This is a genomic window from Bradyrhizobium sp. A5 (assembly GCF_042076515.1).
Lineage (GTDB): Bacteria > Pseudomonadota > Alphaproteobacteria > Rhizobiales > Xanthobacteraceae > Bradyrhizobium > Bradyrhizobium cosmicum.
Genome location: NZ_CP148990.1, coordinates 5,325,490 through 5,339,093, shown reverse-complemented (window position 1 = coordinate 5,339,093; position 13,604 = coordinate 5,325,490). Strand labels below are relative to the sequence as shown.

At 64.7% G+C, this 13,604-nt stretch carries 11 protein-coding genes and 2 pseudogenes; 6 read left to right on the top strand and 7 right to left on the bottom strand.

Annotation, left to right across the window (positions count from 1 at the left end; translation table 11 throughout):
• Positions 1–116: 116 nt before the first annotated feature.
• Entirely contained in the window at positions 117–329 is a 213-nt protein-coding gene (locus WHZ77_RS25455; RefSeq protein ID WP_375310468.1) for a hypothetical protein, read from the top strand.
• 19 nt (positions 330–348) lie between these two features.
• Here WHZ77_RS25455 and WHZ77_RS25450 read toward each other — a convergent pair whose 3' ends face one another.
• Positions 349–1,185, bottom strand: a complete 837-nt coding sequence (locus tag WHZ77_RS25450) for a universal stress protein (RefSeq protein WP_375310467.1) — start codon at positions 1,183–1,185, stop codon at positions 349–351.
• 210 nt (positions 1,186–1,395) lie between these two features.
• Between WHZ77_RS25450 and WHZ77_RS25445 the strand changes: the two genes are divergently transcribed.
• Together WHZ77_RS25445 and WHZ77_RS25440 are read left to right on the top strand one after the other, a co-directional pair.
• Positions 1,396–2,931 carry a Do family serine endopeptidase gene (locus WHZ77_RS25445; protein WP_375310466.1) on the top strand — a complete coding sequence of 512 codons (1,536 nt, stop codon included), beginning with the start codon at positions 1,396–1,398 and terminating at the stop codon, positions 2,929–2,931.
• Between the two features lie 271 nt (positions 2,932–3,202).
• On the top strand, positions 3,203–3,565 hold the full coding sequence (locus tag WHZ77_RS25440) for a hypothetical protein (RefSeq protein WP_375314812.1): 363 nt from the start codon (positions 3,203–3,205) through the stop codon (positions 3,563–3,565).
• 7 nt (positions 3,566–3,572) lie between these two features.
• On the opposite strand, the gene WHZ77_RS25435 is transcribed toward WHZ77_RS25440, so the two are convergent.
• On the bottom strand, positions 3,573–3,857 hold the full coding sequence (locus WHZ77_RS25435) for a DUF6496 domain-containing protein (RefSeq protein WP_375310465.1): 285 nt from the start codon (positions 3,855–3,857) through the stop codon (positions 3,573–3,575).
• A gap of 63 nt (positions 3,858–3,920) precedes the next feature.
• Complete coding sequence (locus WHZ77_RS25430; protein ID WP_375310464.1) at positions 3,921–4,115, bottom strand: DUF3072 domain-containing protein; 195 nt, start codon at positions 4,113–4,115, stop codon at positions 3,921–3,923.
• Positions 4,116–4,230: 115 nt separating this feature from the next.
• On the opposite strand from WHZ77_RS25430, the gene WHZ77_RS25425 reads away from it, so the two are divergent.
• Positions 4,231–4,452 carry a hypothetical protein gene (locus WHZ77_RS25425; protein WP_375310463.1) on the top strand — a complete coding sequence of 74 codons (222 nt, stop codon included), beginning with the start codon at positions 4,231–4,233 and terminating at the stop codon, positions 4,450–4,452.
• A gap of 18 nt (positions 4,453–4,470) precedes the next feature.
• Positions 4,471–4,664: pseudogene (locus WHZ77_RS25420) on the top strand (hypothetical protein).
• A 96-nt stretch (positions 4,665–4,760) separates the two neighbouring features.
• On the opposite strand, the gene WHZ77_RS25415 reads toward WHZ77_RS25420, so the two are convergent.
• Positions 4,761–5,000 (bottom strand): hypothetical protein, encoded by a 240-nt coding sequence (locus WHZ77_RS25415; RefSeq protein WP_375310462.1) that lies wholly within the window; start codon positions 4,998–5,000, stop codon positions 4,761–4,763.
• Between the two features lie 95 nt (positions 5,001–5,095).
• Positions 5,096–5,287: a hypothetical protein gene (locus WHZ77_RS25410; protein ID WP_375310461.1), complete on the bottom strand. Its 192-nt coding sequence runs from the start codon at positions 5,285–5,287 to the stop codon at positions 5,096–5,098.
• A gap of 218 nt (positions 5,288–5,505) precedes the next feature.
• Here WHZ77_RS25410 and WHZ77_RS25405 point away from each other — a divergent pair, with 218 nt between their 5' ends.
• A complete protein-coding gene (locus WHZ77_RS25405) occupies positions 5,506–5,727 on the top strand; it encodes a hypothetical protein (RefSeq protein WP_375310460.1) in 222 nt (73 codons plus the stop codon).
• Here WHZ77_RS25405 and WHZ77_RS25400 read toward each other — a convergent pair.
• On the bottom strand, positions 5,724–7,214 hold the full coding sequence (locus WHZ77_RS25400; protein WP_375310459.1) for an HWE histidine kinase domain-containing protein: 1,491 nt from the start codon (positions 7,212–7,214) through the stop codon (positions 5,724–5,726). The genes WHZ77_RS25405 and WHZ77_RS25400 overlap by 4 nt on opposite strands.
• Positions 7,215–7,228: 14 nt before the next feature.
• A pseudogene (locus tag WHZ77_RS25395) lies at positions 7,229–13,521 on the bottom strand (HAMP domain-containing protein).
• Between the last annotated feature and the right edge of the window lie 83 nt (positions 13,522–13,604).

Below are 13,604 nucleotides of genomic sequence, written 5' to 3'. Positions count from 1 at the left end.
TTCTCAAAAGTCGACCGCGGTCGGGCGCGCTGTGCATGCAGCAAATGTTTTGCACAACCGCCATCCGCCTGACGTAAATAAGGGCCATAAGGCATTTGAATGCGAGGGAGGGTCTCATGGAGAACGTACGTCGCTACCGGGCGCTGGCGTCCCTCTGTCGTCAGCAGGCGGCCTACCGGCCGCTCCAGAACTGGCAACTTCTTGGCCAAGCCGAACATTTCGAACATCTCGCCGAAATCGCGCTGAAGGCGCATTTTGACGCGTGCAATGCCCAGCGCGAAGACGACGCCGCCGCGCCCGCGGTTTGGGAGACGCCGGTCGCAGCGTGACGTCGTCGCAGTGGCATCGTTAATGCGACATCAGCGTCGGGACCGTCATGGCTTCGAGCATGGCGCGGGTGACGCCGCCGAGCAGGCGCTCTTGCAATCGCGAATGGCCGTAACCGCCCATGACGAGGAGATCGAGGTTCTCGTCGGCTGCCAGTGACAGGATGGTCGGCTGAATGTCGGCGCGCGCGGCCGACAGGCTGGCTGTGCGGGTCGACAATCCGCGTCGGCCGAGATGCTTTGCCAAATTGCGCGCCGAGACGTCGTCGGGAACCGCGTCGGCCTCGTTGATGGTGATGATCACGATCTCCTCGGCCCGAGCCATGAACGGTGCGGCATCGCGCATCGCGCGGGCGGCGAGGCGGCTGCCGTCCCAGCAGATGCCGATTCGTTTCGGCTTGAATGCGCCACGGAAATTGTACGGCAGGAACAGCACCGGGCCGCCCGCCTGGAAAAGGATCTCGCTGGGCACGTCGTTGTCGAATGAGCCTTGCGCTGGTTCGGGCTGTAGCACGATGCTGAGATCGTGCAGCCGCGCCATCTCGCCGAGCAAGGCGGCTGCATCCGCCGGGATCGCGCCGAGTGGGTGGCATGCAAAGGAAAGGCCGGCGTTCGCGGCTTCGGTCTTGAACACCGTCAGCGCCGCTTCGGCCCGCTCCACCGCGCGCTCACGTTCCATCTCGAACACCGCTGCCACTGCGGCGCCGCCTTCCATCACGTAAGCCGTGCTGGTTGCGACATAGCCGACGGCGACAGCGTCGACATGGGCGTTGAGCTGCGCGGCCAGCGAAATCGATCCGTCGATCACGGGGCGCATGGGGCGTTCGGTTGGGACGTGAACGAGAATGTCTTTGTACATGGCGCGCCTCCGATGGACTGCATCCGATAGTCACAGTCTGTCACTTCGCGCGGGGCCTGTGTTGAGCTGCATCAAATGTGCAACTGCGACTTCTGGCCGTGCCGCCGGTCGCAGCAACTTTGCCAAGATTTAATCGGCTGGACGGGACCCCGTAAGGTGACGATGTCCATGTTGGGTGCAAGGCGACTTACCCAACATGGACATTTCGACATGAACGACCGCGTCAATTCCGACACCACCTCGTCCCGCACGATCCTGAAGCCGCGCCGGCTTGCGCTGCTCGGCACCGTGGCCGCGCTTGGCGTGGCCGTGCTCGCCAGTTCTCCCGGCTCTTCGCCGCTCGGGATGGCCTCCTTCATCGCACCGGCGCAGGCCGCCGAGGCTGCCGCGACGCCGCCGGGCTTCGGCGATCTCGTCAGCAAGGTCAAACCCGCCGTCATCTCGGTGCGGGTCAAAATCGACCAGGACAACGACAAGAGCGCGATGCTGCAACAGAACCGGATGGACTCCGACGAGGATTCGCCGCTCGACCAGTTCTCCCGGCAGTTCGGCTTCCGTGGCCCGGGCGGCATGAACGGCATGCCGCGTCAGCGCCACCAGACGATCACGGGTGAAGGATCCGGTTTCTTCATCTCCGCCGACGGCTATGCCGTGACCAACAACCACGTCGTCGACCACGCCGAGTCGGTGCAGGTGACGATGGACGACGGCACGGTCTACACCGCGAAGGTGGTCGGCACCGATCCCAAGACCGATCTCGCGCTGATCAAGGTCGATGGCAAGAAGGACTTTCCGTTCGTCAAATTCTCCGACCAGAAGCCGCGGATTGGCGACTGGGTGGTCGCGGTCGGCAATCCCTTCGGCCTTGGCGGCACCGTGACCGCCGGCATTGTCTCGGCCAGCGGCCGCGACATCGGCAATGGTCCCTATGACGATTTCATCCAGATCGACGCGCCGATCAACAAGGGCAATTCCGGCGGTCCGGCCTTCGACATGAGCGGCAACGTGATCGGCGTGAACACCGCAATCTTCTCGCCGTCGGGCGGTTCGGTCGGCATCGGCTTCGACATTCCGGCCTCGACCGCAAAACTCGTCGTCGCGCAGTTGAAGGACAAGGGCATGGTGACGCGCGGCTGGCTCGGTGTGCAGGTGCAGCCGGTGACTGCTGACATTGCCGACAGCCTCGGTCTCAAGGAAGCGCGCGGCGCGATCGTCGACACTCCGCAGGATGGAAGTCCGGCGGCGAAGGCGGGCATCGAGGCGGGTGATGTCATCACCGCCGTCAACGGCACGGCCACCAAGGACTCCCGCGATCTCGCCCGCACCATCGCCACCTTGGCGCCGGGGAGCTCGGTGAAGCTCGATGTCTTCCACAAGGGGGACAGCAAGACCGTGACGTTGGCACTTGGCGAGTTGCCGAACGAGCAGCACGCAAAGTCCGGTGAGGGCAAGGCGCAGCCCGGCGCCGGCACACCGCGCCTCGGGCTCAGCCTGGCTCCGGCCGGCGACGTCCAGGGCGCGGGCCAGAAGGGTGTCGTCGTCACCGAGGTCGATCCGGAGGGGCCGGCCGCGCAACGTGGCATCCAGACCGGCGACGTGATCCTCAATGTCGGCGGCAAGCCCGTCGCCAATGTCGGCGAGGTCCGGTCCGAGCTGGCGCAGGCCAAATCGTCCGGCAGGAACAGCGTGCTGTTGCAGGTAAAGAGCGCGGAGGCGACACGGTTCGTCGCGGTGCCGCTCGCGTAAGTCGAGCTATTCCGGCGCAAACGCAAAAAGGCGGCCTTCGGGCCGCCTTTTCTCGTTTGCATCCGAGATACCCACAGGCCGCCGATAACATTCGCGTTAACGGCAGCGATGATGACGGGTTCGTCCGAAAAAGCCGCGTTCGCTCGTCACTGTCCGGAGGCGCGTGTTGCGCTTTGGCGCCAATGACGGCGCCAGGGCAAAAGACAAGAGTGGAACTCCGAACGTCTGGCCGTCTTGTGGAGCCTGGCGTTTGCGTTTGATCGGTGCCGACATGGATCGATTGAAGCTCTCGCTGAGGTGTGCGCTGTTGGCAGCGCCGATCGTGATGACGAGCGGAAGCGCCCTCGGGCGCGACGATGGCCGCTACGCCAACTCAGCTCTTAAACCCTGGTTCGACAGCCTTCGCAGCCATCTCGGCCCGTGCTGCTCGGATGCAGACGGATTTGCGGTGTCAGATCCCGATTGGGAATCGCATGACGGACACTATCGGGTGCGGCTCGACGGGCAGTGGATCGACGTGCCGGACGAGGCCGTCATCACCGAGCCGAACCGTGCCGGCCGCACCATGGTGTGGCCGGTCAAAACCGCGTTCGGGATATCGATCCGCTGCTTCATGCCGGGCAGCATGATCTGACGCAGCGTCACCGTTTGCTGGATTTGCGCTTCGAGCTCTTCTTCGTCTTCTTGGTTGTCTTCCTGGCCGTTTTCCTGGTCGTCTTTCGCTTCGACGCCTTCTTCGGGACTTTCTTGCCCTTCGCGCGCGCTTCCGACAGGCCGATTGCGATCGCCTGCTTGCGGCTCTTCACCCGTCCACCACGGCCGCCCGGGCCGCTTTTCGCGGTGCCCTTCTTGTAACGACGCATTTCGCGCTCGACATCATCGCCGGCGCTGCGGGAATAGCGGGGTTTCGTTGCCTTGCGTGCCATCGACTCTCACCCTTGGCCAAGGGAAAGAACCGTAGCGCTGACGCAACGTTCCAGGCGCGCGCCTCAGAACGAGTTCGCCAACTCGATCTCCGCTTCGAGCACCTGGATGCGATGGGCGGCCTCGGCGGAGGACAGATCCCGATTGTATTGGGCGGGCTGATAGGCCTCCTCGCTCAGCCGCTTCAACCTCAGGCCTTGCGCCCGCGTCATCTGCTCCGCGAGGAAAGCCCTGGCGTCATATTTACCCTGAACCTGCATCTGACCTCTCCGTGCTGGAATCGCGGCTTGACTATATGTTCTTATTTTGTTCTAACAAGCCATGGACAACAGAATTAATGAAATTCGACGTAAAATCAGTGTCTTGAGGCTGGAGATGGCCGATATCGAGGCGTCTGTGCGCGACCTCGTCGATCGCGATCGCGACTGCACGGAAAAGGCCTTGGCGCAGATGGATCTGCGCCGGAAAATCAGCCTGCTGATCGGCGAATGGAAGGCTGCCGGCGGCGGCGACGTCCTGCCAGACGTTCGCGGCCGGGTGCGCCTTCGTCCCGTCAAGACAGCCAGCAACCCCCTGCGTGCGATCGCGCGCCGCTGAAAGCTTTGGGAGCGTGCGGTGGAGGAAGACCCGGACGCGTACCGGATCTTGAGGTTGCGCGCAGAGATTCTCGAGCTCGGCTCAGCCATCCGGCAATTGCAGCGCGAAGGCCTCGACGATGCCGCGGCCCAGCTCCTGATCGCACGCAAGCGTGCGCAGCTCGATCACTCGTGAAGACAAGCTCCGCAGTCGATCGTCCAGGCAATCACTGACATCCGGGTGGCTAAAGCCGACGCGCGCTCGATTGATCGTCGAAGAGAAAAGCCCCGCGTCGCAGCGGGGCTTTTTGATTGCCTTGTCGGCTGGCGCTACTTGCTGTTGGTTGTGCCCTTGTTGTTCGTCATGGTGCCGCCCTGATCGGAACCGGGGCCGGAGCCGCCTTGGCCGGAAGGATCGGCACCCTTGGATTTCGTGTTCGCGCCTGTCGTCTGCGACGACTGGGTCGCGGATTCGTGCTTGGCCTTGTGCGACTTCGCCTGCGCGGCGAACGGGGCGGCGGTGACGCCGGTGGCCAGCATCACGGCGAGAGCGAGCTTGGTGGTCTTCATACGCGGGAACTCCCTGAGTTGAATTGACGCAGGCAGCCAACCGCCATTCACCGCGGGAGTTCCGATTGAGCGGCCCCATACGCTTCACGCGCGCTTCAAAATTCCTTGTCCTCGGCGATCATGAACACGATTCCCGTGAGCGTCGCGCCGATCGCGAAGGTGGTTACCAAGGTGAGAACCAAAGCGACCGCTGCCGAATCCCCGCCGTGATTCAGCAAGCTGACGACGGCCGGATTGGTCAGGATGAGGGCGAGACCGAAGGCAAGGCCGAGGGCGGCGCCCATCATTGCGTGGGTCATTAGCTTGATGATTCCGGCGGGAGAGACGAGGCTCCGCGACGTCTTGGGCGACTTCTTCGCACGCATGGAACCGCCCTCCGTTTTGCGTACAAAACGCGCAACCTGATCCCCGGTTCCATCTTCATGAAGGAATTGTCATCACCTGCTTCATCCGACGTTCATGCCGGTATTGCGAGGATGAACGGCATCAACACGGGAACTCCGATATGGGTAAGGTCGTATTTCTCTATCGCTCGCTCGCCTATCGCAACGCGGCCGCGGACATGCTGCGCAAGGCACGCAAGCTGCCGCGCGGCGCCGAGCGGAGCGCAGCCCGACGCTACGCGCGGGCGCTGCGTGATCTCTCGCAAACGGAAGCATGGCTGGAAGGACGTCTGGCTGACGAGTCTTGGCCGATGACGCGTATCAGGGTCGTCGCGTCGCGCTAACCTGAAGCCCGCTGAAGAGCCCCGGAGGGAACCGGGTCGAACTTTCCCGCGCTGGTCGGCGCTGCGCCCTTTAGCGTCAGCGGCACCTCGAGACGGCACAACAGGCCTTCGGGCCGCCAGTTGAACTCCGCCTGTCCGCCGAGCTGGGATTCGACGCTGGCAAGAAGGCTCCGTGTGCCGAAGCCGCGGGACTTCGGCGGCCCGACCAGCGGACCGCCGGTTTCGTCCCAGGTCAATGTGAGGTGGTCGTCCTCGACCTGCCAGCCGATTGCAAGCCGACCCGCCCGCGCCGACAACGCGCCGTACTTCGCCGAGTTGGTGAAAAGCTCGTGCAGCGCCAGCGCCAGCGTCTGCGCGGTCGCCGGCAGCAACTGAACCTCGGGACCCGCCAGCTTGATCTGGCCTCCGAGCGAATAAGGTGCAAGTTCCTCCTCGATCAGCTTGGAGAGCTCCGCGCCTTGCCAGCTCGACAGCGACAGGATCGTGTGGACGCGCGCCAGCGCATTGATGCGTCCCTCGACGGCGTTGACGTAAGCCTTGACCTCGTCGGCACGGGTGAGGCGCACGATCGACTGCGCCAGCGCCAACGCATTTTTGGCGCGGTGGTCGACCTCGCGCGCCAGCAGATTCTGTCTCTCCTCCGCGCGCTTGCGTTCGGTGATGTCCACGGTAACGCCGCTTACCCGCACGACACGGCCGCTCGGGTCCAGCGTGGCGGCCGCCGTGCCGACGCACCAGCGCACCTCGCCGTCGGGACGGCTGACGCGAAACTCGCCTTCATGGGCGTGCACCCCCATATTGAACGCCGCTATGGCCTTGCTGAACTGGTCGGCATCATCGGGGTGCAGCAATGCCTGGATGTTCGCCGAGGTGACGTTGAAGGTTTCGGGCGTCACACCAAAAATGCGATACTGGCCATCGTCCCACATCCAGTCACCGTTGACCCAGTCCCAGTCCCAGGACCCCATCTTGCCGGCGGCAATCGCCATGCTGCGCCGCTCTTCGCTTTCACGCAGCTTTGCGGTGGAGTTCTCCAGCTCCGCCGTGCGGGCGCGCACGCGGTCCTCGAGATCCTGGTTCAACCGTTCGAGCTCGCGGGTCTTGCGATAAAGCTCGGCGAACACCTTGACCTTGGCGCGCAGCACCTCCGGCACGACCGGGACCGGAACGTAGTCGACCGCGCCCATTTCGTAGCCGCGCAACCGATCGATGTCGCTGACCTGGATGGCCGAGATGAAGATCATCGCGGTCTTCTGGAAGCGCGGATGCTCACGGATCATCGCGGCGAGCTCGAAGCCGTCGAGCTCGGGCATGCAGACGTCGACCAGAATCACCGCGATCTCGGTCTTGAGCAGCACCTCGAGCGCCTCGCGGCCCGACGAGGCGGTCACGAGGTTCTCGCCGAGCTCCTTCAGGATCACCTCATAGGCGAGCAGCTTGGCCGGCTGGTCGTCGACGAGGAGGATGTTGACCTTTTCGTGGTCCATTCGCAGATCCAAACTCAACGGTGCAGCCACATGCGGATCGCAAGCAGCAATTGATCGGTGTTGACTGGTTTGGCGAGGTAGTCGGACGCGCCGGCCTCCAGGCATTTCTCGCGGTCGCCCTTCATCGCCTTGGCGGTCAGCGCGATGATCGGCAGGCGGGCGAAGGCCGGGTTTTCGCGAATGACGCCGATGGTCTGGTAGCCATCCATCTGCGGCATCATGATGTCCATCAGCACGATGGCGATCTCCGGATTGGATTCGACCAGCGTCACCGCCTCACGGCCCGTCGTCGCCGTCAGCACCTTCATGCCGCGGCGTTCCAGCACGCTCGACAGCGCGAAGATGTTCCGGGCGTCGTCGTCGACCAGCAGTGCGGTCTTGCCGATCAGGTCCTCGTCGGAACTGTTCAGCTTCTCCAGCATGCGCTGCTTCTCGACCGGCAGTTCCGTGATTACGCGATGCAGGAACAGCGCGGTCTCGTCGAGCAGACGCTCCGGCGACTCCACGCCCTTCACCACGATGCTGCGCGCCATGGTGTGAAGCTCGGCATCCTCTTCCGCCGAGAGCTCACGGCCGGTGAAGACCACGACCGGAATGTTCGACAGCGTCTCGTCGTTGCGGATCTGGTCGAGCACATCAAAGCCGCTCATGTCGGGCAGCCGCAGGTCGAGCACCACGCAGTCGCAGGGTTCCTGACGCAGCGTCGATAGCGCGCCAGCGCCGGTATCGGTCGTCACGATCTCGATGTCGTCGTGATGCAGCAACTCGCGGATCGACATCCGCTCGGCCTCGTTGTCCTCGACGATCAAGAGCCGCTTGCGCCGCGGCCGCGCATATTCCTTGATCTGCGTCAGCGCGGCGGAGACCCCTTCGGTCGTGGTGGGCTTGTTGACGAAGGAGAAGGCGCCGCGCGCCAGGGCGTGCTGGCGGTCCTCGTCGAGCGTGATGATCTGCACGGGGATGTGCCGGGTCAGCGGATTGTGCTTGAGCTGGCTCAGCACCGTCCAGCCGAGCATGTCAGGCAGGAACACGTCGAGCGAGACCGCCCGCGGCTGGTACTGCTTGGCAAGCTCCAGTGCCTCCGCGCCCTGCGCGGCGACCAGAACCTTGAATCCCTTGTCGCGGGCGAGGTCGACCAGAATGCGCGCATAGTGCGGATCGTCCTCGACGATGAGCAGGATGGTGTCGCCGGGTTCGAGGTTGAGCCTGTCATCGGCAATCTGCTCGATGACGCGCTGCTGCTCGGGCGTGGCGGGCTGCAACGCCGGCGGCTGGCCGTACTGATGCTGCGCGGGTGCGCGCGGCGCAGTGTCGGGCCCGAATATTTCAGCGGCAGATACAGCGTGAAGGACGAGCCCCTGCCGGGCGTGCTGCGCAGATGGATTTCGCCGCCGAGCAGGCCTGCGAGCTCGCGGCTGATGGCAAGGCCGAGGCCGGTGCCGCCGTATTTGCGGCTGGTGCCGGCGTCGGCCTGCTGGAACGCCTCGAAGATCAGCTTCTGCTTCTCCAGGGGAATGCCGATGCCGGTGTCGGACACTTCGAACGCGATCACGGCCGGAGCCGAGTTCAGCACCGGATGATCCGTGCCCCAGCCGCCGACCGCGGCGGCGACCTTCAGGCGCACCTCGCCTTCGGCGGTGAACTTGAAGGCGTTGGAGAGCAGGTTCTTCAGGACCTGCTGCAGGCGCTTGGAGTCGGTGACGATGCTGCGCGCAAGGTTGGGGTCGACGTCGATCTTGAACGACAGATTGCGGTTCTCCGCTTCGTGCCGGAATGGCCGCCCGACGGTCTCGAGCAGGTTCGCCGTCAGGATTTCCTCGGCGTCGACCGTCACCGTGCCGGACTCGATCTTGGAGAGATCGAGAATGTCGCTGATGAGGTTGAGCAGGTCGGTGCCGGCGCCGTGGATGGTGCGGGCGAATTCGACCTGTTTGGCGGTGAGGTTGCCGTCCGGGTTGTCGGTGAGCTGCTGACCCAGGATCAGGATCGAGTTCAGCGGCGTGCGCAGCTCGTGGCTCATATTGGCGAGGAATTCGGACTTGTATTTCGAGGTCAGTGCGAGCTCCGTCGCCTTTTCCTCCAGCGCGCGGCGGGCCTGCTCGATTTCCTGGTTCTTGCGCTCGACCTCGACGTTGCGCTCGGCGAGCTGTTGCGCCTTCTGCTCGAGCTGGTCGTTGGTCTGCTGCAATTCGCGCTGCTGGGTCTGGAGCTCGCCGGCGAGCTGCTGCGACTGCTTGAGCAGGCCTTCGGTCTGCATCGTCGCCTCGATGGAGTTCAGCACGATGCCGATGGAATCGGTGAGCTGCTCGAGGAAGGTCATCTGCGAGGTCGTGAACGAGGTGAGCGAGGCGAGCTCGATCACGGCCTTGACCTGGCCCTCGAACAGCACCGGCAGCACGACGAGGTTCTTCGGCGCGACGCGGAACAGCGCCGAATTGATCGGCACCACGTCGGCCGGAATGTCGGCGATGACGCGCGGCCGTCTGTCGAGCGCGCACTGGCCGATCAGGCCGTCCCCGAATGGCAGCACGCGCTGGTACGGATAGATGCCGTCGCCGGCATAGGAGGCGAGCAGCAGGAGCTGCGGATCATCCTCGTTCTCGACCTGGTAGATCACGCCGGTATGAGCGTTCACCAGCGGCGACAATTCAGTGAGCAGCAGCCGGCCGACGGTGGCGAGGTCGCGCTGGCCCTGAAGCATGTTGGTGAACTTGGCGAGGTTGGTCTTCAGCCAGTCCTGCTCGGTGTTCACGTCCGTCGTGAGACGGAGGTTCGTGATCATCGTGTTGATGTTGTCCTTCAACTCGGCGACCTCGCCGCGGGCATCGACCTGGATCGATCGTGTCAAATCGCCCTTGGTCACGGCGGTTGCCACTTCCGCGATCGCGCGCACCTGCGAGGTGAGGTTTGCCGCCAGCAGGTTGACGTTGCCGGTGAGGTCCTTCCAGGTGCCTGCAGCACCCGGCACGTCGGCCTGGCCGCCGAGCCGTCCCTCGACGCCGACCTCGCGCGCCACCGACGTCACCTGGTCGGCGAAGGTCGCAAGCGTCTCGGTCATGTTGTTGATGGTGTCGGCGAGCGCCGCGACCTCACCCTTCGATTTCACCGTGAGGTTCTGCTTGAGGTCGCCGTTGGCGACCGCGGTCACCACCTTGACGATGCCGCGGACCTGCTCGGTCAGGTTCGCCGCCATGAAGTTGACGGTGTCGGTGAGGTCCTTCCAGGTGCCGGCCACGCCGGGCACCTGTGCCTGGCCGCCGAGCTCGCCTTCGGTGCCGACCTCGCGCGCGACGCGCGTGACTTCGCCGGCGAAGGCGTTGAGCTGGTCCACCATGGTGTTGATGGTGTTCTTCAGCTCGAGGATTTCGCCCTTCACGTCCACGGTGATCTTGCGGGACAGGTCGCCGCGTGCGACGGCCGTGGTGACCTCGGCGATGTTGCGGACCTGCGTGGTGAGGTTCGCGGCCAGCAGGTTAACGTTGTCGGTGAGGTCCTTCCAGGTGCCGCCGACGCCGGGCACGACGGCCTGACCGCCGAGGCGGCCTTCGGTGCCGACCTCGCGTGCCACGCGCGTCACTTCGGCGGCGAAGGAGCGCAGCTGCTCGACCATGGTGTTCAGGGTGTCCTTCAGCAGCAGGATCTCGCCGCGCACGTCCACCGTGATCTTCTTCGAGAGGTCGCCGCCTGCGATCGCGGTGGCGACCTCGGCGATGTTGCGGACCTGAGCCGTCAGGTTCGAGGCCATGAAGTTGACGTTGTCGGTGAGGTCCTTCCAGGTGCCGGCGACGCCGGACACCTCGGCCTGGCCGCCGAGCTTGCCTTCGGTGCCGACCTCGCGCGCCACGCGCGTGACTTCGCCGGCGAAGGCGTTGAGCTGGTCCACCATGGTGTTGATGGTGTTCTTCAGCTCGAGGATTTCGCCCTTCACGTCGACGGTGATCTTGCGGGACAAGTCGCCTCGCGCGACGGCGGTGGTCACTTCGGCGATGTTGCGGACCTGGGCGGTGAGGTTGCCCGCCATCGAGTTGACGGAGTCGGTCAAGTCCTTCCAGGTGCCGGCGACGCCGGGCACGTTGGCCTGGCCGCCCAGCCGTCCTTCGGTGCCGACCTCGCGCGCGACGCGCGTCACCTCGCCCGCGAAGCGGTTGAGCTGGTCGACCATCGTGTTCAGCGTGTCCTTGAGCTGAAGAATCTCGCCGCGCACGTCCACCGTGATCTTGCGCGACAGGTCGCCGCCGGCGATCGCGGTTGCGACCTCGGCGATGTTGCGGACCTGGGCGGTGAGGTTGCCGGCCATCGAGTTGACGGAGTCGGTCAAGTCCTTCCAGGTGCCGGCCACGCCGGGCACGTCGGCCTGGCCGCCGAGCTTGCCGTCGGTGCCGACCTCGCGCGCGACGCGCGTGACTTCGCCGGCAAACGCGTTGAGCTGGTCGACCATGGTGTTGAGCGTTTCCTTCAGCTGAAGGATTTCGCCCGACACGTTCACGGTGATCTTCTTGGACAGGTCGCCCTTGGCGACCGCGGTCGCGACTTCGGCGATGTTGCGGACCTGGCCGGTCAGGTTCGAGGCCATCGAGTTGACGGAGTCCGTCAGATCCTTCCACGTGCCGCCGACGCCGCGCACGACGGCCTGGCCGCCGAGCTTGCCTTCGGTGCCGACCTCGCGCGCGACGCGCGTGACTTCGCCGGCGAAGGCGTTGAGCTGGTCCACCATGGTGTTTATGGTGTCCTTCAGCTCCAGAATCTCGCCGCGCGTGTCCACGGTGATCTTCTTTGAGAGGTCGCCGCCTGCGACTGCGGTCGTCACCTCGGCGATGTTGCGGACCTGTGCGGTCAGGTTCGACGCCATCGAGTTGACGCTTTCCGTGAGGTCCTTCCAGGTGCCGGCGACGCCGAGCACGTTGGCCTGACCACCGAGCCGGCCCTCGGTGCCGACCTCGCGCGCCACGCGCGTGACTTCGCCGGCGAACGCATTGAGCTGGTCCACGCAGGTGTTGAGCGTTTCCTTCAGCTGAAGGATTTCGCCCGAGACGTTCACCGTGATCTTCTTCGAGAGGTCGCCGCCTGCGATCGCGGTGGCGACGTCGGCGATGTTGCGGACCTGCGCGGTCAGGTTCGACGCCATGAAGTTGACGTTGTCGGTGAGGTCCTTCCAGGTGCCGGCCACACCCGGCACCTGGGCCTGGCCGCCGAGCTTGCCTTCGGTGCCGACCTCGCGCGCCACGCGCGTCACTTCCGAGGCGAACGAGTTGAGCTGGTCCACCATAGTGTTGATGGTATCCTTCAGCTCCAGGATTTCGCCGCGCACGTCCACCGTGATCTTGCGCGACAGGTCGCCGCGCGCCACGGCGGTCGTCACGTTCGCGATGTTGCGCACCTGGGCGGTGAGGTTGCCGCACATCGCGTTGACGGAGTCGGTGAGGTCCTTCCAGGTGCCGGCCACGCCGGGCACGATCGCCTGGCCGCCGAGCTTGCCGTCGGTGCCGACCTCGCGCGCCACGCGCGTCACTTCGGAGGCAAAGGAGCGCAGCTGGTCCACCATCGTGTTGATGGCTTCCTTGAGCTGGAGAATTTCGCCGCGAACGTCGACGGTGATCTTCTTGGACAAGTCGCCGTTCGCGACCGCGATCGTCACCTCGGCGATGTTGCGAACCTGGTTGGTCAGATTATTCGCCATCGAGTTGACGCTCTCGGTGAGGTCCTTCCAGACGCCGGTCACTTCCGGCACCTGGGCCTGGCCGCCGAGCTTGCCCTCGGTGCCAACCTCGCGCGCCACCCGCGTCACCTCGGAGGTGAACACGCCGAGCTGCTTGATCATGGTGTTGACGATGGTCGCCGACTGCAGGAATTCGCCGCGCAGCGGGCGGCCGTCGACGTCGAGCTTGACGGTCTGGAGCAGGTCGCCTTGCGCCACCGCGGCTACCGCACGCGTGACCTCGCGCGTCGGCCACAACAGATCGTCGATCAGCGTGTTCACCGAGCCTTCCATGTCGGCCCACGAGCCGCTCGCGAGGCCGAACTTGACGCGCTGGCGCGTCTTGCCCTCGCGTCCGACGACCTGGCCGACCAACTCGAGTTGCTGCGCCATACGCTGGTTGGCGGCGATGATTTCGTTCAACGTGTCGGCGATCTTGCCGTCGATGCCGAGATAGTCGCCGCTCATCCGCACCGAGAAATCGCCGCTGCGCATCGCCTGCAAGGCGAGCAGCAATTCCGGCCGGGAATCCGGCTCCGACATACCGTTGTTTTTTGGCTTTGGGACGCGACGACCGGAGCGTGATGCAGTTCCGGGATCGAGGTCGCTCATACTATTTCCCCCGCGGCGTCGGCCGAATCCACGGCGCGACGCGATTGATCAAACTAGAGCGGTAGCCAAATTCGAAATCAAGC

What these genes read in the sequence shown, in the direction of transcription:
- WHZ77_RS25455 (WP_375310468.1), top strand. Translation starts at nt 117, where the DNA reads ATGGAGAACGTACGTCGCTACCGGGCGCTGGCGTCCCTCTGTCGTCAG.
- WHZ77_RS25450 (WP_375310467.1), bottom strand. Translation starts at nt 1,185, where the DNA reads ATGTACAAAGACATTCTCGTTCACGTCCCAACCGAACGCCCCATGCGC.
- WHZ77_RS25445 (WP_375310466.1), top strand. Translation starts at nt 1,396, where the DNA reads ATGAACGACCGCGTCAATTCCGACACCACCTCGTCCCGCACGATCCTG.
- WHZ77_RS25440 (WP_375314812.1), top strand. Translation starts at nt 3,203, where the DNA reads ATGGATCGATTGAAGCTCTCGCTGAGGTGTGCGCTGTTGGCAGCGCCG.
- WHZ77_RS25435 (WP_375310465.1), bottom strand. Translation starts at nt 3,857, where the DNA reads ATGGCACGCAAGGCAACGAAACCCCGCTATTCCCGCAGCGCCGGCGAT.
- WHZ77_RS25430 (WP_375310464.1), bottom strand. Translation starts at nt 4,115, where the DNA reads ATGCAGGTTCAGGGTAAATATGACGCCAGGGCTTTCCTCGCGGAGCAG.
- WHZ77_RS25425 (WP_375310463.1), top strand. Translation starts at nt 4,231, where the DNA reads ATGGCCGATATCGAGGCGTCTGTGCGCGACCTCGTCGATCGCGATCGC.
- WHZ77_RS25415 (WP_375310462.1), bottom strand. Translation starts at nt 5,000, where the DNA reads ATGAAGACCACCAAGCTCGCTCTCGCCGTGATGCTGGCCACCGGCGTC.
- WHZ77_RS25410 (WP_375310461.1), bottom strand. Translation starts at nt 5,287, where the DNA reads ATGATGGGCGCCGCCCTCGGCCTTGCCTTCGGTCTCGCCCTCATCCTG.
- WHZ77_RS25405 (WP_375310460.1), top strand. Translation starts at nt 5,506, where the DNA reads ATGGGTAAGGTCGTATTTCTCTATCGCTCGCTCGCCTATCGCAACGCG.
- WHZ77_RS25400 (WP_375310459.1), bottom strand. Translation starts at nt 7,214, where the DNA reads ATGGACCACGAAAAGGTCAACATCCTCCTCGTCGACGACCAGCCGGCC.